Origin of the sequence: Pseudomonas sp. MRSN 12121, from assembly GCF_000931465.1 — a bacterium.
Taxonomy (GTDB): Bacteria; Pseudomonadota; Gammaproteobacteria; order Pseudomonadales; family Pseudomonadaceae; genus Aquipseudomonas.
In genome coordinates, this window is sequence record NZ_CP010892.1 from 6,293,187 (window position 1) to 6,312,602 (window position 19,416).

The following is a 19,416-nucleotide window of genomic DNA, read 5'->3' on the forward strand; positions in this document are numbered from 1 at the left end:
GACGACACTTTGCGTCTTATTAACGTGCGCAACGCTCCCTAGAATGGCTGCCATCTTTTCCTATACTCAGCGCTCTGCTCGAGTCGCCAGCAAGGTCAGCCATGAACAAGAACAATCGTCATCCTGCAGACGGTAAGAAACCCATCACCATTTTCGGCCCCGACTTTCCCTTCGCCTTCGACGACTGGATCGAGCACCCGGCGGGCCTGGGCAGCATTCCCGAAGCCAACCATGGCGCCGAAGTGGCGATCGTCGGCGCTGGTATCGCCGGGCTGGTGGCGGCCTACGAACTGATGAAACTGGGCCTCAAGCCGGTGGTGTACGAAGCCTCGAAAATGGGTGGCCGCCTGCGTTCCCAGGCCTTCGAAGGCGCCGAGGGAATCATCGCCGAGCTGGGCGGCATGCGCTTTCCGGTGTCCTCCACGGCGTTCTACCACTACGTCGACAAGCTGGGCCTGCAGACCAAGCCGTTTCCCAACCCGCTGACCCCGGCGTCCGGCAGCACCGTGATCGACCTCGAAGGCCAGACGCACTACGCGCAGAAACTCGCCGACCTGCCGGCGCTGTTCCAGGAAGTGGCCGATGCCTGGGCCGACGCCCTGGAAGACGGCTCGCGCTTCAGCGAAATCCAGCAGGCGATTCGCGACCGCGACGTGCCACGCCTCAAGGAACTGTGGAACACTCTGGTGCCGCTGTGGGACGACCGCACCTTCTATGACTTCGTCGCCACCTCGAAAGCCTTCGCCAAGCTGTCGTTCCATCACCGCGAGGTGTTCGGCCAGGTCGGTTTCGGCACCGGCGGCTGGGACTCGGACTTCCCCAACTCGATGCTGGAAATCTTCCGCGTGGTGATGACCAACTGCGACGATCACCAGCACCTGGTGGTCGGCGGCGTGGAGCAGGTGCCGCTGGGCATCTGGCGCCATGTGCCGGAGCGCTGCGCCCACTGGCCGCAAGGCACCAGCCTCAGCTCGCTGCACCACGGCGCGCCGCGTCCCGGGGTGAAACGCATCGCCCGGGCCGCCGACGGCCGTTTCAGTGTCACCGACAACTGGGGCGATACCCGCGAATACGCAGCGGTGCTGACCACCTGCCAGAGCTGGCTGCTGACCACCCAGATCGAATGCGAGGAGTCGCTGTTCTCGCAGAAGATGTGGATGGCCCTGGACCGTACCCGCTACATGCAGTCGTCGAAGACCTTCGTGATGGTCGACCGGCCGTTCTGGAAGGACAAGGACCCGGAAACCGGCCGCGACCTGATGAGCATGACCCTCACCGACCGCCTGACCCGCGGCACCTATCTATTCGACAACGGCGACGACAAGCCGGGCGTCATCTGCCTGTCCTATTCCTGGATGAGCGACGCCCTGAAGATGCTGCCGCACCCGGTGGAAAAACGGGTCAAGCTGGCCCTCGACGCCCTGAAGAAGATCTACCCGAAAGTCGATATCGCCGGGCGCATCATCGGCGATCCGATCACCGTCTCCTGGGAAGCCGACCCGCACTTCCTCGGCGCCTTCAAGGGCGCGCTGCCCGGCCATTACCGCTACAACCAGCGCATGTACGCGCACTTCATGCAGGACGACCTGCCGGCCGAACAGCGCGGCATTTTCATCGCCGGCGACGATGTGTCCTGGACGCCGGCCTGGGTGGAAGGCGCGGTACAGACTTCGCTCAACGCGGTCTGGGGCATCATGCGGCACTTCGGCGGGCAGACCCACGCCGAGAACCCGGGACCGGGCGACGTGTTCCACGAGATCGGCCCCATCGCCCTGGCCGACTGAGCCGCCCAGCCATCATCGCGGGCGACCGGGCTTTCGGGCCGCCCGCGGCAACGGCTACAGTGACAGCCCAGAGCACAGAGGAGCCTCTTCATGCGTGTCGCGCTTTATCAATGTGCCCCACAACCCCTGGATGTCGCCGGCAACCTGCAACGCCTGCAGAAAGTCGCCGTGGAAGCCTGCGGCGCCGATTTGCTGGTGCTGCCGGAAATGTTCCTCAGCGGCTACAACATTGGCGTGGAGGCCGTCGGCGCCCTCGCCGAAGCCCAGGACGGGCCCTCGGCGCAGTACATCGCCAACGTCGCGCAGTCGGCGGGTATCGCGATCCTGTACGGCTACCCGGAGCGCGCCGACGACGGCCAGATCTACAACGCCGTGCAACTGATCGACAGCCGCGGCCAGCGCCTGTGCAACTATCGCAAGACCCACCTGTTCGGCGATCTCGATCGCTCGATGTTCAGCGCCGGGGCGGGCGACTTCCCACTGGTGGAGCTCAATGGCTGGAAGCTCGGTTTCCTGATCTGCTACGACATCGAATTCCCGGAGAACGCCCGGCGCCTGGCGCTGGCCGGTGCCGAGCTGATCCTGGTGCCTACCGCCAACATGGTTCCCTACGATTTCATCGCCGATGTCACCGTGCGTTCGCGCGCCTTCGAAAACCAGTGCTATGTGGCCTACGCCAATTACTGCGGCCACGAAGACGACATCCACTACTGCGGCCAGAGCAGCATCGCCGCCCCCGATGGCCAGCGAATTGCCCTGGCCGGCCTGGACGAAGCCCTGATCGCCGGCACCCTGGACCGCCGGTTGATGCTCGATTCCCGCGCCGCCAACCGCTATTTCCACGACCGTCGCCCGGAGCTTTACGACGACCTGAACAAGCGTTGATCCGGGGTTATCCGCTAGCATGAGCGCTTCACTGTTCTGGAAGTGCTCATGCCCGCGCTGAACCACCCTCACCCCCATCGGGAAACCCTGGCCAACGGCCTGCGGATTTCCTTGCAGCACCCCCCCCGATTGAAGCGTTGCGCGGCAGCCCTGCGGGTCGCGGCCGGCAGTCACGACGTACCGCGCGCCTGGCCCGGGCTGGCGCACTTTCTCGAACACCTGCTGTTTCTCGGCACCGCACGCTTTCCCGCGGAACAGGGGCTGATGGCCTATGTGCAACGCCACGGCGGCCAGGTGAACGCCAGTACCGGCGAGCGCCATACCGACTTTTTCTTCGAACTGCCCGCTGCGGACTTTCCCGCCGGGCTGGAGCGCCTGGCCGACATGCTGGCCCACCCGCGCCTGAGCCAGGAAGACCAGTTGCGTGAGCGGGAAGTGCTGCACGCGGAGTTCATCGCCTGGTCGCGGGACGCCGCGGCGCAACGGCAACTCGCCCTGCTCGACGGGCTGTCTGCGGCGCATCCACTGCGGGCATTCCACGCAGGGAACCGCTACAGCCTGAGCGTGCCGCGCCCGGCATTCCAGCAGGCATTGCAGGGCTTCTACCAAACTCACTACCACAGCGGGCAGATGACCCTGAGCCTGACCGGTCCGCAGCCGCTGGATGAACTCAGGGTCTTGGCCCAAGGCTTCGCCGCTGTCCTGGCCGTTGGTGAACCGCGTCCCCAGGATGCGCCTCCGCCCCTGTTGGTATCGGCGCAGCAGCATTATCGACAGCTCGACGGGCGCCACCTGAACCTGCTGTTCGCCTGCGAACAGCTGCCCATGGCCGCCCGCGAAGCGCTGGATTTTCTCTGCACCTGGCTGGGCTCCGGAAAAGCCGGCGGGCTGCTCGCCACACTGGAGGAGCGCGGCCTGGTCGAAGGCTTGCACGCCGCGCCGCTGTATCAGTTCGCCGGCCAAGCGCTGCTGCATATCCAGTTCACCTTGACCGAGCAGGGCGCAACCCAGACCCGGCAGGTGAGCGAGCTGCTCTTCGACTGGCTGGCCTTTTTCAGCAGCCAGCAGGACTGGTCCGCGCTGCGCGAGGAATACGCCTTGTTGCGCCAGCGCCAACGCCAGGTCGCCGGCGCACTGGAGCTGGCCCGGCTGAACAACGAGCAGTTGGAGCCACAGCTGTCCGCGCAGGGTGTCACGGCCCTCAAGGCCCTGCTGGCGCAGCTCCAGCCCGCGTCAGCCGGAAACAGCGGTATCGCTTGGCAACTGCCCGCGGCCAATCCGTTGCTGTGCAGTTCCGCACCGCCGCCCCGGGCGGGCCTGATTCGCGGGCAAACCAGCGCTCACCGCGGCCTGAGGACCTTTGCCCAGGATCGCCTGCGCCAGCGCCGCGAGTCGTCGGGCATGAGTTTCAGCCCCGCGCTCGCCGACGACGCCGGCGAAGCTGCCCTGTACCTGCGCTGGCGCCTGCCGGAAGGCTTGCCGCACACGCTGCGCGATCGCCTGCAAGGCCATCTGCGCGAGCTGCGGGAGGACGGCCGGCAAGCCGGCGTCGAACTGGCTTTGGGTATTTCGGGCAACCAGTGCCTGTTGACGCTCAAGGGCCATCCCGAACCCATACCGGCCATGCTCCAGCAGGCGCTGCTGGCGCTGGGACAACCTGGCGCGCGCTTCTGGCACATGCCCGAGCCTGTCGCTCCTGCCCCGCTGCTGCCGATCCGGCGCCTGCTCCAGGCGTTGCCCGAATTCAGCCTTGGCTTGCCCATAGTCCGGGAATCGTTGGACGAGCAGGGTTGGCAGGCCTTGTGGCAGGAGGCCCGCTGGGATGGCCTGGCCATCGGCCTGGGCCAGGCCCAGGGTGCCATCGGCGCCGCCTTGGGCAAGGCCCCGGGCACCGCCGATAACCAGCCTTCGGCCCCGCCCTCGATCGCCGCGCAACGGCATTGGCACCAGATCGCGACAGCCCCCGGCGAACAGGCGCTGCTGCTGTGTTGCCCGGCTCCCGACACCACGCTGGCGCAAGAGGCGGCCTGGCGCTTGCTCGGGCAACTGATCCAGACGCCGTTCTATCAGCGCCTGCGGGTCGAATTGCAACTGGGTTACGCGGTGTTCAGTGGAGTGCGGCAAATCGATGGCCAGACCGCGCTGCTGTTCGGCGTGCAATCGCCCAGCGCTTCATCGAACGAAATCCTCGGGCACATCGAGGCTTTCCTGGCGTGTTTGCCCGAACTGATCGAGGCGCTGGACAGCGCCGCCCTGGACTGCCTGAAAACGCAACTGGCCGCCCAGTTCGATGCCCGGGCGCTGCCTCTGCCGCAGCTGGCCGAACTGCTCTGGCAAGGCCGGCTGGCCGGTCACCCGTCGGATTACCTGGAGCAATTGCAACAGGAAGTGATGGCAACCACCCGGCAACGGCTGTTGCTCGCCGCCGACCAATTGCAAAAGGCCCGGGGCGGCTGGCGCTGCCTGGCCAACGGTCCCTGCCCGGGCGCGCCCTGGCAAGCGGGCGATTGATCATTACCCGGGCTGCAACGAGCTTTCTTCGACAATTGCGGTCATTCCCCAGAGGGAATTTAGTAAGATAGCCCCCTAAGCATCTGAACATCTCCGGTTGGAGGTGGACTATATGTATAGATCTCAACTGTCCCATCCACCTGAAGGAGTATCTTTATGACCTGGTCCAAACCCGCTTACACCGACCTGCGCATCGGCTTTGAAGTCACCATGTACTTCGCCAGCCGTTGATTGGTCATGCAGTGCAACGCCTCGGCTCGCCGGGGCGTTTTCATTTTCAGCCCGACCTGATGGAGCGGCCATGTTTGTCCAGATTCTAGGTTCCGCCGCTGGCGGTGGTTTTCCGCAGTGGAACTGCAACTGCGCGAACTGCGCAGGGTTTCGCGATGGCAGCCTGCGGGCCAGCGCGCGCACCCAGTCCTCCATCGCCATTTCCGACGATGGCGTGAACTGGGTCCTGTGCAACGCCTCGCCGGACATCCGCGCCCAACTCCAGAGCTTTGCCCCCCTGCAACCGGGCCGGGCCCTGCGCGACACCGGGATCAGCGCGATCATCCTGATGGACAGCCAGATCGACCACACCACCGGCCTGCTCAGCCTGCGCGAAGGCTGCCCGCACCAGGTCTGGTGCACCGACATGGTCCACGAAGACCTCAGCAGCGGCTTCCCGCTGTTCACCATGCTCACCCACTGGAACGGCGGGTTGAACTGGAACCGCATCGAGCTCGAGCAGAGCTTCACTATCCCGGCCTGCCCGAACCTGCGTTTCAGCCCGTTGCCGCTGCGCAGCGCCGCGCCGCCCTATTCGCCCCATCGCTTCGACCCGCACCCCGGCGATAACATCGGCCTGATCGTCGAAGACCTGCGTACCGGCGGCAAGCTGTTCTACGCCCCGGGCCTGGGCAAGGTCGATGCCGCGCTGCTGGACATCATGCGCGGCAGCGATTGCCTGTTGGTGGACGGCACCCTGTGGGACGACGACGAGATGCAGCGCCGCGGTGTCGGGACCCGCACCGGACGGGAGATGGGCCACCTGGCGCAGAACGGCCCCGGCGGCATGCTGGAAGTGCTGGAGCAGTTGCCGGAGCAGCGCAAGGTGCTTATCCACATCAACAACACCAACCCGATCCTCGACGAGGACTCCGCCGAGCGCGCCGAGCTGGTGCGGCGCAAGGTTGAAGTGGCTTACGACGGCATGAGTATCGAGCTGTAGCCACAGGAGCTATCGCGGGCAAGTCGGATCGCCGCCCGCTCGCTCCTACAGATAGCGCTGCCCGCGATAAAGCCCGATCAGGCAATATTATCCAAGGTTGTTCCCCGGAGAACCGCAATGACCGACACAGCAATGTCCCCCGCCGAGTTCGAGCAGGCCCTGCGGGCCAAGGGCGCCTACTACCACATCCACCACCCGTACCATGTGGCGATGTACGAAGGCCGGGCGACCCGCGAACAGATCCAGGGCTGGGTCGCCAACCGCTTCTACTACCAGGTGAACATTCCGCTCAAGGACGCGGCGATTCTCGCCAACTGCCCGGATCGGGAAATCCGCCGCGAGTGGATCCAGCGCCTGCTCGACCACGATGGCGCACCCGGCGAGGACGGCGGTATCGAGGCCTGGCTGCGCCTGGGGCAAGCGGTCGGCCTGGACCCGGAGCAACTGCGCTCGCAAGAGCTGGTGCTGCCGGGGGTGCGTTTCGCCGTGGACGCCTACGTCAACTTCGCCCGCCGCGCCAGCTGGCAGGAAGCCGCCAGCAGCTCGCTGACCGAACTGTTCGCGCCGCAGATCCATCAGTCGCGCCTCGACAGCTGGCCGCAGCACTATCCGTGGATCGACCCGGCCGGCTACGAGTATTTCCGCACCCGCCTGGGCCAGGCGCGGCGCGATGTCGAACACGGCCTGGCAATCACCCTGCAGCACTACACCACCCGTGCCGGACAGGAACGCATGCTGGAGATTCTCCAGTTCAAACTGGACATCCTCTGGAGCATGCTCGACGCCATGAGCATGGCCTATGAACTCAATCGCCCGCCGTATCACAGCGTCACCGCGCAACGGGTCTGGCATAAAGGAATCACCCTATGAGCTTCGATCGCAGCAAGACCCCGACCTGGCGTCCCGGCTACCGCTTCCAGTACGAACCGGCGCAGAAGGGCCATGTCCTGCTCTACCCTGAAGGCATGATCAAGCTCAACGAAAGCGCCGCGCTGATCGGCGGGCTGATCGACGGCGAACGGGATGTCGCGGCGATCATCGCCGCGCTGCAGATCCAGTTCCCCGGCGTGCCCGAGCTCGGTGACGACATCGAGCAATTCATGGAGGTCGCCCGTGCACAGCACTGGATCGAACTTGGCTGATTCGCCAGTGGCGATTGCGCCCAAGCCGGAAGTCGGCCTGCCGCTGTGGCTGCTGGCGGAACTGACCTACCGCTGCCCACTGCAATGCCCGTACTGCTCCAACCCGCTGGACTTCGCCAAGCAGGGCGAGGAGCTGAGCACCGAGCAGTGGCTCAAGGTGTTTCGCGAGGCCCGCGAGATGGGCGCCGCGCAGCTGGGGTTTTCCGGGGGCGAGCCGCTGGTGCGCCAGGACCTCGCCGAGCTGATCGGCGAGGCGCGCAAGCTGGGGTTCTACACCAACCTGATCACTTCCGGCATCGGCCTGACCGAGCAGAAGATCGGCGACTTCAAGAAGGCCGGGCTCGACCACATCCAGATCAGCTTCCAGGCCAGCGACGAGCAGGTGAACAACCTGCTGGCCGGCTCGAAGAAGGCCTTCGCCCAGAAGCTGGAAATGGCCCGGGCGGTGAAAGCCCACGGCTACCCGATGGTGCTGAACTTCGTCACCCACCGGCACAACATCGACCGGATCGACCGCATCATCGAGCTGTGCATCGCCCTGGAGGCCGACTTCGTCGAGCTCGCCACCTGCCAGTTCTACGGCTGGGCCCAGCTCAACCGCGTCGGCCTGTTGCCGACCCGGGAGCAACTGGTGCGCGCCGAACGCATCACCAACGAGTACCGTGCCCGCCTGGAAGCCGAAGGGCATCCGTGCAAACTGATTTTCGTCACCCCGGACTACTACGAAGAACGCCCGAAGGCCTGCATGAACGGCTGGGGCAGCATTTTCCTCACGGTCACGCCGGACGGCACCGCCCTGCCCTGCCACGGTGCCCGGCAGATGCCCGTGCAGTTCCCCAATGTGCGCGACCACAGCATGCAGCACATCTGGTACGACTCCTTCGGCTTCAACCGCTTCCGCGGCTACGACTGGATGCCCGAGCCGTGCCGCTCCTGCGACGAAAAGGAAAAGGACTTCGGTGGCTGCCGCTGCCAGGCCTTCATGCTCACCGGCGATGCCAGCAATGCCGATCCGGTGTGCAGCAAGTCGTCCCATCACGGCGTGATCCTCCAGGCCCGCGAAGAAGCCGAGCACGCTACCCAGACCATCGAGCAACTGGCCTTTCGCAATGAACGAAACTCACGCCTCATCGCCAAAGGCTGAAGCCTTCAGCGCCGCCCGGGCCGTGGCCGCCGGCATCGACTTCGCCGAGCTGCGGCTCGGCGCCCATGGCCTGTTCTGGAACGAATACCGCCCCGAAGACGGCGCCTGCCGGATCTGGCACTGGCGCGACGGCCAGGCCCACTGCCTGACGCCGCCCGGCTTCAGCGTGCGCAGCCGGGTCTACGAATACGGTGGCGGTGCCTTTTGCCTGAGCGACGACGGGCTGCTGTTCGTCAACGAGGCAGACCAGCAGCTCTACCGGCAATCGCTGCAAGGCGAAGCGCCCGTCGCCCTGACCGCTGGCGAATGCCGTTATGGCGACGTGCAGTTCGCCGCCGGCCAGGTGCTGGCGGTGGAAGAACAGCACGACCAGCATCGCCTGGTGAGCATCGACACGGATAACGGCAAGCGCCAGCTGCTGGCCGAGGGAGCGGATTTCTACGCCGCTCCGACCCTGAGCCCGGACGGCCAGCGCCTGGCGTGGATCGAATGGGACCGACCGCACCAACCCTGGACGGCGACCCGCCTGATGGTCGCCGACCGCCTGGCCAACGGCCGCTGGGACGACCCGCGCTGCCTCGCCGGCGATGACGCGCAAGAGTCGTTGCAACAACCGCGCTTCGATGCAACCGGCCGCCTGTATTGCCTGACCGACCGCGCCGGGTTCTGGCAACCCTGGGGCGAAACCCGGAACGGCCTGCAAGCCTTGCCCTGTGCCGCCGCCGATCACGCCCCGGCGCCCTGGCAGTTGGGCGCCTGTACCTGGCTGCCGCTGGGGGGCGACAACTGGTTCGGCACCTGGACCGAAGCGGGCTTCGGCCACCTGGGATTGCGTGTCGATGGAACGCAACAAGACTTCAGCGGCAGCTACAGCCGCTTCCGCAACCTGGCGCTGGACGAGCGGTTTATCTACTGCATTGCGGCATCGCCTGTGAGCCCGTCCGCGGTGCTCGCCATCGACCGGCAGTCGCAGCAGGTCACACTCCTGGCCGGCGGCGTGGCCCCCCTGCCGCCGGAACAGATCAGCCGCCCGCGCACCTTGCGCTACCCCAGCGGCCAGGGCGAAGCCCACGGCTTTTTTTACCCGGCCATGGGCGACGCCGAGCGGCCGCCGCTGGTGGTGTTCATCCATGGCGGGCCAACCTCGGCCTGTTACCCGATCCTCGACCCGCGCATCCAGTATTGGGCGCAACGGGGCTTCGCCGTGGCCGACCTGAACTACCGCGGCAGCAGCGGTTATGGCCGCGAGTACCGGCAGGCCCTGCATCTGCGCTGGGGCGAGGTGGATGTGGAGGATGCCTGCGCGGTGGTCGCCCACCTGGCCGGGCAGGGCCTGGTCGATGGCGAGCGAGCGTTCATTCGCGGCGGTAGCGCCGGCGGCTATACCACGCTCTGCGCGCTGGCCTTCGCCGATGTGTTCCGCGCCGGTGCCAGCCTGTATGGCGTCAGCGACCCGCTGGCGCTGGGCCGGGCCACCCACAAGTTCGAAGGGGATTACCTGGACTGGCTGATCGGCGACCCCGAGCAGGAGGCCGCACGCTACAGGGCCCGCACGCCGTTGCTGCATGCCGGCAATATCCGCGTGCCGGTGATTTTCTTCCAGGGTGAACTCGATGCCGTGGTGGTGCCCCAGCAGACCCGAGACATGCTCGAGGCGCTACAGGACAAGGGGATTGCCGCCCAGGCGCACTACTACCCGGACGAACGCCACGGCTTTCGCAAGGCGGCCAATCAGGCCCACGCCCTGGAGCAGGAATGGCGGTTCTATCGACAGGTGATGGAACAGGCGGGCACACCGCACTAGCCGGCGCCCGGAAGAAACGCGCCCGCTCCTGGCCGGAGCGGGCGCCAGGACTCAGCGCTTGGCGATGATATACACCGCATGCACGATACCCGGGATGTAGCCGCACAGGGTCAGCAGAATATTCAGCCAGAACGCACCGCCGAACCCCACTTGCAGGAACACTCCCAGGGGTGGCAACAGAATGGCGATGATGATGCGGATAAAGTCCATGGGCAGCTCCTGATAGCAATCGACTCGTATGAGCCTCACAGCCAATCGACCTGCGGCGCTCGGCAGGGTTCAGTCTATTCTGGCCAAGGGCCAGTTTTTCACGCCTGGCCTGTCGCCGCGAAAAAGCCGAGACAAAAAAACGCCCCGTGCGAAAAATCAGACACGGGGCGATGCGTTATACCGCGAGACGGTTCAGGAATTCTGTCAGTGCGTTAGCGGGCGTGGCGGCGGTTTCACACCACCAGCCCTTTGCGGCATTGCAACTGCGCGGTGCGCACGCGTGAAAAGGCTCGCGCCAGGCGCAACAGCATTTCGTCGATGTTCGCCTTGCTCACCGTCAGCGCCGGCGTGAAGCGCAGGCAATCCGCTTGCGTCGCGAGCAACAGCAAGCCCTCATAGCGGGCGGCGCTGACCACCGCCTCCGCGCAGTTGTCCCCCAGGCTCAAGCCCCAGAACAGGCCCTGCCCGCGCAGTTCCCCCAAGGCGTAACGATGGGCCAGGCGGGCCAGCCCTTCGCGCAGGTACTGCCCGGTCTCCCGCACCTGCTCGAGAAAGGCGCTGTCCAGGACGTTGTCCAGTACCGCCAGGCCGGCCGCGGTCATCAGGGCATTGCCATGATGGGTGCCGTCCAGTTCGCCCACCTCGAAGCAGCAAGCGCCGCCACGCGCCAGCAAGGCCGCCAGGGGCACGCCACCGCCGAGGCCCTTGCCCAGCGCGACGATATCGGCACGTACGCCGTAGGCCTGCTCGGCCAGCAACGTACCGCAGCGGCCGATGCCGGTCTGTACCTCGTCCAGGATCAACAGAATGCCCAGCTCGCGACACAGGCGCTCGACGCCCTTGAGGTAATGCCCGGTCGCCGGAATCACCCCGGCCTCGCCCTGGATCGGTTCGAGCATGATCGCCACGGTCTGTGCATCCACCGCCGCGTGCAATGCCGGCAAATCGTTGAACGGCACATGGCTGAAGCCCGCCAGTTGCGGCTCGAAGCGGTTGCCGATGCTCGGGCTCGCCGAGGCCGACATGGCCGCGAAGCTGCGACCGTGACAGCTGCCACTGGCGGTGATGATCTTCGCGGCGCCACCGCGATGCAGCTGGCCCCACTTGCGGGCCAGCTTGATCGCCGCCTCACAGGCCTCGCTGCCGCTGCCCAGCAGATACGCCTGGTCGCTGCCGGTGCTGCGGCACAGCCGCTCGCTGAGGTTGAGCATGCCGCGGTTGTAGAATCCCGAGCCGGGGTTGATCAGCGACTGGGCCTGGGCGGCCAGGGCCTTGACCAGCGCCGAGGGGCTATGCCCGAGGCTGTTGGCGGCGTTGCCCTGGACGAAGTCGAGGTAGGCCCGGTCATCGCTGTCCCACAGCCATGAACCCTGGCCACGCACGAATACCGGATGGGGTCGCTGGACGCTGGGCATCAGGCACTCACTGGAAGGAGTGTCGTCCCTCGGCGACAGGCAGGGCTCGGAGACCAGGTCATCGAGGCTCGGCTGGGAACGGCGCAGGCTGAACAGGTTCATGCGCTCAACCCCTCCAGCGGCAGGCCCAGCAGGCGTGAGGACCAGTCCTCGATCAGCCCGGTGCGCATGCGTTTGATCGCGATATCGCGCCAGCGCGAGGACAATGCCGGGCAGTCCACCAGTTTCTTCAAGCCGGCGTGCTCCAAAGGTTCTCGATAAAAGCAGCGCAAGGCCCAGGCCACGGTCAGCCCCGGGTAGCTGCGCTGGATCAGTTCGAAGGGCTGGTCGGCGCTGACAAAGCCGGGCTTGAGCACCCGGTAGAACCAGCCGCAACGACCATTGTGCTGCGCCTGTTGCGGCAGATCGGGAATGCCCCAGCGGTGGCTCAGGCGATAACAGGGCGAACGCGGCTGGCTGACCTGCAGCAACGCGCCGCCCCAGCGGAACATGTCGCCCAGGCACACCTGCTCTTCGGTCAGTTCGCGGGTAGAGAGGTTTTCGCCAAAGGCCGGGGCGCACCAGTCGATCTGTGGATAACGCTTGCGCCAATAGCGGTAATGCTCGGCGGGGTAATGATGCAGCGCCCGCTCCGGGCCGGTGTGAAAACGCGGATCGCCCTGTTCGTCGCTGCCCAGACCCTGTGGCCATAACCAGAGCCGGTTGGCAACCGGGCGTTTGTCCGTATCGCTGATCAACCCCTGTCCGAGGTTTTTTGCCTTGCCTATGTAAACACCATCCACGTAAACGGTATTCATCGCGCCTTCTGGCCCTGTAAGCCTTGTGAATAGCGGTAGACTAGGCTTCTGCGGCATATCGGGCCATTTCGATTTTCCAGCTTTTTCAATAAGCAGAACTTATGGATTTTAAACAACTGCGTTATTTCGTCGCGGTGTATGAAGAAGGCCACGTGGGCCGTGCCGCCGAGCGCCTGTCGATCTCTCAACCGGCGCTCTCGCAACAGATCCGTCAGCTGGAACAGAACCTCGATGTCAGCCTGTTCGAGCGCAGCAGCAAGCGCCTGCTGCCAACCCTGGCGGCGCATACCCTGTACAACCACGCCCTGCCTCTGCTCGACGGTATGCAACGGGCTCGCGAGGCCCTGGGCAACTTCAAGGGCCAGGCGCTGCGCACCCTGGCGATCGGTGTGTTGCAAACCGTACACAGCAGCCTGGTGCCGCAGATGCTCGAACGGGTGCGCAAGGCCCAGCCGCATCTGGTGGTGCAGATCTATGAATTGACCGGCCTGGAAGTCGAGCGGCGGCTGCTCAACGGCTCGCTGGATATCGGCATCAGCTACCTGCCCCCACGCCAGCCGGGGCTGCATGGCGTGCAGCTCTACGAAGACGAGTTGACCCTGGTGATCCCCGCCGAGCATCCCCTGCGCGAATTCAAGAAGGTCTCCATGAGCCAGGCGGCGGAACTGCCCATGCTGTTGCTGGGCGAAGAATTCCAGATACGCCAGATCTGGCAGGCGCAACTGGCCAATCTCGGACGCCGGCCGCAAGTGCAGGCGGAGCTGAACAATATGGCGGGGATTCTCGACAGCCTGCCCAATACGCGCCTGGCAACGGTATTGCCGGGGCATTCGCGCCAGACCCACAGCCATCCGGAGCTGTTATGGAAACCCCTGAGCGAACCGCGGGTGCCATTGAAGGTGGGGTTGGTGTGTCGAGATGTGCAGCGTCAGCAGGCGACTCTGGAGCTGCTGCGGACCTTGCTCGAAGAAGAAATGAGCGGCCCGGACGGACGGATGCCAGGCGCGATGACGCTGGAAGGGCTCGGCTGAAGCAGCCCGGAGAAAAAACGCGGGCAAAAGAAAACCCCGCCGAAGCGGGGCTTTGCAGACTGTTTCCCTGACATCCTTTTCACTCCACCATCCTGGCGGAATCCTACGTGTCCGTGTTCTTGCTTTGCGCTTCCTGCGCGACGTCCATGTGAAGTAGATTAGCTCTGGATCCAATCTGCCGATATGGGTGATTAGCAGCACGTCATGTAAGAGAAAGCTTACATGACGCGCACAGCCTCAGAACTGCGCCGCATCCAGCAGGAACAGGGATTCGCTGCCCGCCTTCACCGACGCGCTCAGGGAGTGGATACGCGGCAGCAGACGAGCGAAATAGAAGCGCGCAGTACCCAGCTTGCTGGCGTAGAAATCGTCTTGCGACTCCTTGCCCAGAGCGGCCTTGGCCATCAACGCCCACATGTAGGCGTACGCCGTGTATCCGAACGCTTGCAGATATTCGACCGAGGCCGCGCCGATTTCGTTCGGATTGGTTTTGGCCCGGTCCAGCAGCCAGGCGGTGAGCTCGTCGAGATTATCCAGGGCGTCGTTCAGCGGTTTGGTGAATTCGCCCAGGTCGCTACTGGCGGTCGCGGTGAAATGGCGGATCTCGTCAGCGAACAGCTTGTAGAACGCTCCGCCGCTGCCAACGATCTTGCGCCCGACCAGGTCCAGCGCCTGGATGCCGTTGGTGCCTTCATAGATCTGGGTAATGCGCACATCGCGCACCAGCTGCTCCTGGCCCCATTCACGGATATAACCGTGGCCGCCGAAAATCTGCTGGCCGTGGACCGTGGTTTCCAGGCCCAGGTCCGTCAGGAAAGCCTTGGCCACCGGGGTCAGCAACGCCACCAGATCTTCCGCGCGTTTGCGCACGACGGCGTCTTCGCTGAACTTGGCGGTGTCCAGTTGCATGGCCACATAGGTGGAAAACGCCCGACCGCCTTCGTTGGCGGCTTTCATGGTCAGCAGCATGCGCCGCACATCCGGGTGGACGATGATCGGATCGGCAGCCTTGTCCTTGGCTTGCGGCCCGGTCGGCGCACGGCTTTGCAGACGGTCGCGGGCGTACTCCACAGCGTTCTGGTAGGAACGCTCGCCCGACGCCAGGCCTTGGATGCCAACGCCCAGGCGCTCGTAGTTCATCATGGTGAACATCGCCGCCAGGCCCTTGTTCGGCTCGCCGACGATGTAGCCGACAGCCTCGTCGAAGTTCATCACGCAGGTGGCCGAAGCCTGGATGCCCATCTTGTGCTCGATCGAACCGCAATTTGCCGGGTTGCGCGCGCCCAGGCTGCCATCGGCATTGACCAGGAACTTCGGCACCAGGAACAGCGAAATACCCTTCGGCCCCGCCGGGGCATCCGGCAGCTTGGCCAGTACCAGGTGGATGATGTTTTCGGTCAGGTCGTGCTCACCGCCGGTGATGAAGATCTTGGTCCCGCTGATCTTGTAGGAACCATCGGCCTGCGGTTCGGCCTTGGTGCGGATGATGCCCAGGTCCGTACCGGCATGGGGTTCGGTCAGGCACATGGAGCCGGCCCAGACGCCGGCGTACATGTTCGGCAGGTAGGCCTCCTTCAACGCTTCGCTGGCGTGGGCGTTGATCGACAGGCAGGCACCCGCGGTCAGCATTGGGTACAGGCCGAACGACAGGCTGGCCGAGTTGACCATCTCCTCGACCTGCGCCGATACCGCCTTGGGCATCCCCATGCCGCCGTAGGCGGGATCACCGCCGACGCCCACCCAGCCGCCTTCGGCGTAAGTCTGATAAGCCTGTGGAAAACCCGCCGGCGTGGTGACGACGCCATCATTCCAGTGACAGCCTTCTTCATCGGCAGCGCGGCTCAGCGGGGCGATGCTCTTGCCGGTGACCTTGCCGGCCTCCTCGAGAATCGCTTCGACGGTTTCGGCGTCGACCGTATCGGCCAGGGCAGGCAGTTCGGCCCAGAGTTTGGCGACCTCGAAAACCTCATTGAGGACGAAGCGCATATCGCGCAGGGGCGCTTTGTAGTCAGCCATGGCAAACCTCGCAAGATCTAAACAAGTGGAGCCGAACAGCCCCATTCACGAAAGCTCGAGTGTAACCGAACAACTTTTGCGACACATAGGGTCAACTAGTGACTTTTATGTAATTTTTAGTCATTAAAAATCAAAGGCAAGCCGGTTCCTGCAAAAACCCACAAGAACCGACTGGCCCGCGATCGACGAGTGCAGGAAAACCTAGAGCGCAAACAACTGCGCCGGCAATTTCATCAGGCATTCGCTGCCCGCCTCGATCGCCGCCTGGTGGGTTGCCGTGCGTGGTAGCAGGCGCTTGAAGTAGAACTCACAGGTCGCCAGCTTGGCCTGGCAATAATCGCCATCGTCTTCACCGGCATCGAGCCTGGCCTGGGCCACCAGCGCCATGCGCAGCCACAGGTAGGCGAGGATGATGTAGCCGCTGTACATCAGGTAATCCAGCGCCGCGGCGCCGACTTCGTCGGGATTCTTCAGGGCCGCCATCCCGACCTTGGTGGTCAACGCGCCCCACTCTTGATTAAGCCCGTTGAGCTGCGCGACATAGGCCTTGAGCTGCGGATGCTCGGCCTGGGCCACGCAGAACCTGTGGACGATGCGAGTGAAGCCCATCAGCAATTTGCCCTGGCTGCCGAGCACCTTGCGCCCCAACAGGTCCAGGGCCTGGATGCCGTTGGTGCCTTCATAGATCGGCGCGATGCGACAGTCGCGCACCAGTTGCTCCATGCCCCATTCGCGGATGAAGCCATGGCCGCCAAACACCTGCATACCGTGGTTGGTCACCTCCAGCCCGGTTTCGGTCATGAAGGCCTTGCAGATCGGCGTGAGAAAGGCCAACAAGTTTTCCGCGTCCTGACGCTGGCTGTCATCGGTGGCCAAGTGGGCGACATCCAGCAACTGCGCAGTGAAGTAAGTCAGGGCGCGATTGCCTTCGTTGAAGGCTTTCATGGTCAGCAGCATACGCCGCACATCGGGGTGGACGATGATCGGATCGGCAGCCTTGTCCGGCGCCTTCGGCCCGGTCAGGGCACGCATCTGCAGGCGTTCGTTGGCATAGCGGATCGCCCCCTGGAAGCTCGCCTCGCCCAGGCACAGCCCCTGCATCCCGGTGCCGAGGCGCGCGTGGTTCATCATGGTGAACATGCAGTTGAGGCCCTTGTTGGCCTCGCCGATCAGGAATCCTTTGGCGCCATCGAAGTTCAGCACGCAGGTGGCCGAGGCCTTGATACCCATCTTGTGTTCGATGGAACCGCAGCTCACGCCATTGCGCTCACCCGCCTCGCCTTGGGCATCGGGCAGGAACTTGGGCACGATAAACAGCGAGATGCCCTTGGTGCCCGCCGGCGCATCCGGCAGCTTGGCCAGCACCAGGTGAATGATATTGTCACTCATGTCGTGTTCACCGGCGGAAATGAAAATCTTGCTGCCGGAGACCGCATAGCTGCCATCGGCCTGGGGCACGGCGCGGGTCTTGATGATGCCCAGGTCGGTGCCGCAATGGGCTTCGGTCAGGCACATGGTGCCCGTCCACTGGCCGGCGGTGAGTTTGCTCAGGTAGGTGCGCTTCTGTTCTTCGCTGCCGTGGGCATGAATTGCCGACATGGCGCCGTGGGTCAGGCCCGGGTACATGCCCCAGGAAGTGTTGCTGGAGCCGACCATCTCGCTGATCACCAGCCCCAGCGACTGCGGCAGGCCCTGGCCGCCATAGGCCGGATCAGCCGCCAGGCCGTGCCAGCCACCTTCGACATACTGGGCGAAAGCCTGCTTGAAACCCTGGGGCGTGGTGACCACCCCATTGGCGAAATGACAGCCTTCTTCGTCACCGGAACGGTTCAGCGGCGCCAGTACGTTTTCACAGAACTTCGCCCCTTCCTCGAGGATGGCGGCCACCATGTCCGGGCTGGCCTCGTTGGCTCCCAGAGCGGCGTAGCTGGCGTGGAAATCGAAGACGTGGTCGATCAGGAAGCGCATGTCACGCAGGGGAGCTTTGTACTCGGGCATGGTCGTTTCTCCGGCGGCAGATCGATCCAACCTACTGCCGCCCCGATAACCTGCCAATCACAGTCCAGACGCTGAATGCGCCGCCATCACTCAACCCGCAGCGGTATCCATGCGCACCGCGCCGCGGCGGTTCTGACCGAACGCCATAACGCAGTTGCGCCCTGCGCCCTTGGCGCTGTAGAGCGCCTGGTCGGCGGACTTGAGCACTTCTTCCGGCGAGCGGTGCTCCATCTGCCGCTCGGCGACGCCGATACTGACGGTGACCGACACACTGGACGCAGCCGCCCCGCCCCGGCGCTGACGCCCCTGCTGGTCGTCCTGGGGGCGGTTTTCCTGATTGCGCAACTGGATGTTGTAGTTGGCGATGGTCTCGCGGATCACCTCCAGGTGCGGCATGCACTCCTCGAGCGTCTTGCCGGCGAACACCACGGCGAACTCCTCGCCGCCATAACGGTAGGCGCGACCGCCACCGCTGACTTTCGACAACTTGCTGGCGACCAGGCGCAGCACCTGGTCACCGACGTCGTGGCCATGGGTATCGTTGAATTTCTTGAAGTGGTCGACGTCGCTCATCGCCAGTACATAATTGCGCCCCAGCCGCTGCATGCGTTCGTTCAGGGCCCGGCGCCCCGGCAACCCGGTCAGCTCATCGCGAAAGGCCATCTGGTACGCCTCATGGGCGACTGCGGCGGCAATCATCAGCATCACCTGGCTGCACATGATGTTCAGGGTGAAGGGAAGGATGAAGGTCTTGGGCAGCATCCAGAACAGGCCCAGCAGCCCCACCAGCTGCGCGGCATGCAGCGGCCGCGGGTTGCGCCAATACTGGATCGCCAGCAACAGGAAGGCAGCGAGGAACACCGGATACGACAACTGGATCAGGCTCATCCAAGCCCCGTGCAACGCTGGCCAGCGGATTTCCGCGAGCCAGGCCAGCAGCGCCTGGGGATAACTCTGCTCGAGCCCCAGCGCCACGCTGCCAAAGGCAAGCAAGACGGCGAACCGCGCAACCATGTCCTGGAACAGATGAGTGCGCTCCTGCCAGGCCGCGAACAGGCCGAACAGCAACGGCAACAGCAGGCAGACCAGGTGAAACACCACCGCCGCGTCCTCGCGCACCTTGCCGTTGTCGCGGTAATAGTCGGTCTGGGTATCGAGCAGGAAGTAGGCGATGTACACCGTGACCATCAGGAACAGTTCGCGCTGGCGTCGGTATACCGCGCAATAGGCGCCGCCGAGCAGCAGCACCAGGGTCGGCAGCACGTTGAACAGGGAGGTGAAGAAAACGTTGAGATCCTTGACGTAGGCAGCCGCGAGCCCCGCAAGCAGGAGTAACAATGACGGTAGAAAATGACTGAAACGTACAGCGGAAGAACGCGGCAAGGGTAAAGCTCCGACGCGGCTAAAACAGTAGATAGCACTATGCCTTCATCAGGCAGAGTAAAACAGGACAATGTGACACATGT

At 64.4% G+C, this 19,416-nt stretch carries 16 protein-coding genes; 10 read left to right on the top strand and 6 right to left on the bottom strand.

The window, feature by feature from the left end:
• Positions 1-101: 101 nt before the first annotated feature.
• From TO66_RS28755 to TO66_RS28790, 9 genes are all read left to right on the top strand, one after another.
• Entirely contained in the window at positions 102-1,784 is a 1,683-nt protein-coding gene (locus TO66_RS28755) for an NAD(P)/FAD-dependent oxidoreductase (protein WP_044465423.1), read from the top strand.
• A gap of 90 nt (positions 1,785-1,874) precedes the next feature.
• Entirely contained in the window at positions 1,875-2,669 is a 795-nt protein-coding gene (locus TO66_RS28760; protein WP_044465424.1) for a carbon-nitrogen hydrolase family protein, read from the top strand.
• A 48-nt stretch (positions 2,670-2,717) separates the two neighbouring features.
• Entirely contained in the window at positions 2,718-5,180 is a 2,463-nt protein-coding gene (gene pqqF / locus TO66_RS28765) for a pyrroloquinoline quinone biosynthesis protein PqqF (RefSeq protein WP_044465425.1), read from the top strand.
• A 156-nt stretch (positions 5,181-5,336) separates the two neighbouring features.
• The gene (gene pqqA, locus TO66_RS33020) at positions 5,337-5,411 is read left to right on the top strand and encodes a pyrroloquinoline quinone precursor peptide PqqA (protein ID WP_003194766.1); all 75 of its coding nucleotides are present in this window, start codon (positions 5,337-5,339) and stop codon (positions 5,409-5,411) included.
• Positions 5,412-5,481: 70 nt separating this feature from the next.
• Positions 5,482-6,393, top strand: coding sequence for a pyrroloquinoline quinone biosynthesis protein PqqB (pqqB, locus tag TO66_RS28770; protein ID WP_044465426.1), 912 nt, complete (start codon positions 5,482-5,484; stop codon positions 6,391-6,393).
• A gap of 117 nt (positions 6,394-6,510) precedes the next feature.
• Entirely contained in the window at positions 6,511-7,263 is a 753-nt protein-coding gene (pqqC, locus tag TO66_RS28775; protein WP_044465427.1) for a pyrroloquinoline-quinone synthase PqqC, read from the top strand.
• Complete coding sequence (gene pqqD, locus TO66_RS28780) at positions 7,260-7,535, top strand: pyrroloquinoline quinone biosynthesis peptide chaperone PqqD (RefSeq protein ID WP_044465428.1); 276 nt, start codon at positions 7,260-7,262, stop codon at positions 7,533-7,535. Before pqqC ends, pqqD begins: the two co-directional genes overlap by 4 nt.
• On the top strand, positions 7,507-8,679 hold the full coding sequence (gene pqqE, locus TO66_RS28785) for a pyrroloquinoline quinone biosynthesis protein PqqE (RefSeq protein ID WP_044465429.1): 1,173 nt from the start codon (positions 7,507-7,509) through the stop codon (positions 8,677-8,679). Before pqqD ends, pqqE begins: the two co-directional genes overlap by 29 nt.
• Positions 8,645-10,483, top strand: coding sequence for a S9 family peptidase (locus tag TO66_RS28790; protein ID WP_044465430.1), 1,839 nt, complete (start codon positions 8,645-8,647; stop codon positions 10,481-10,483). Before pqqE ends, TO66_RS28790 begins: the two co-directional genes overlap by 35 nt.
• A 51-nt stretch (positions 10,484-10,534) precedes the next feature.
• On the opposite strand, the gene TO66_RS33025 is transcribed toward TO66_RS28790, so the two are convergent.
• From TO66_RS33025 to TO66_RS28805, 3 genes are all read right to left on the bottom strand, one after another.
• Positions 10,535-10,693 carry a YqaE/Pmp3 family membrane protein gene (locus TO66_RS33025; protein WP_003228885.1) on the bottom strand — a complete coding sequence of 53 codons (159 nt, stop codon included), beginning with the start codon at positions 10,691-10,693 and terminating at the stop codon, positions 10,535-10,537.
• A gap of 233 nt (positions 10,694-10,926) precedes the next feature.
• On the bottom strand, positions 10,927-12,210 hold the full coding sequence (locus TO66_RS28800; protein ID WP_044465431.1) for an aspartate aminotransferase family protein: 1,284 nt from the start codon (positions 12,208-12,210) through the stop codon (positions 10,927-10,929).
• Entirely contained in the window at positions 12,207-12,905 is a 699-nt protein-coding gene (locus TO66_RS28805) for an MOSC domain-containing protein (RefSeq protein WP_044465432.1), read from the bottom strand. Before TO66_RS28805 ends, TO66_RS28800 begins: the two co-directional genes overlap by 4 nt.
• A 101-nt stretch (positions 12,906-13,006) precedes the next feature.
• Here TO66_RS28805 and TO66_RS28810 point away from each other — a divergent pair, with 101 nt between their 5' ends.
• Positions 13,007-13,936: a LysR family transcriptional regulator gene (locus TO66_RS28810; protein ID WP_044465433.1), complete on the top strand. Its 930-nt coding sequence runs from the start codon at positions 13,007-13,009 to the stop codon at positions 13,934-13,936.
• A gap of 237 nt (positions 13,937-14,173) precedes the next feature.
• Here TO66_RS28810 and TO66_RS28815 read toward each other — a convergent pair whose 3' ends face one another.
• The 3 genes from TO66_RS28815 to TO66_RS28825 form a co-directional block, all read right to left on the bottom strand.
• Positions 14,174-15,952, bottom strand: a complete 1,779-nt coding sequence (locus TO66_RS28815) for an acyl-CoA dehydrogenase C-terminal domain-containing protein (RefSeq protein ID WP_044465434.1) — start codon at positions 15,950-15,952, stop codon at positions 14,174-14,176.
• Positions 15,953-16,153: 201 nt separating this feature from the next.
• Positions 16,154-17,950 carry an acyl-CoA dehydrogenase C-terminal domain-containing protein gene (locus tag TO66_RS28820; protein WP_044465435.1) on the bottom strand — a complete coding sequence of 599 codons (1,797 nt, stop codon included), beginning with the start codon at positions 17,948-17,950 and terminating at the stop codon, positions 16,154-16,156.
• Positions 17,951-18,040: 90 nt separating this feature from the next.
• Entirely contained in the window at positions 18,041-19,333 is a 1,293-nt protein-coding gene (locus TO66_RS28825) for a GGDEF domain-containing protein (RefSeq protein ID WP_044465436.1), read from the bottom strand.
• Between the last annotated feature and the right edge of the window lie 83 nt (positions 19,334-19,416).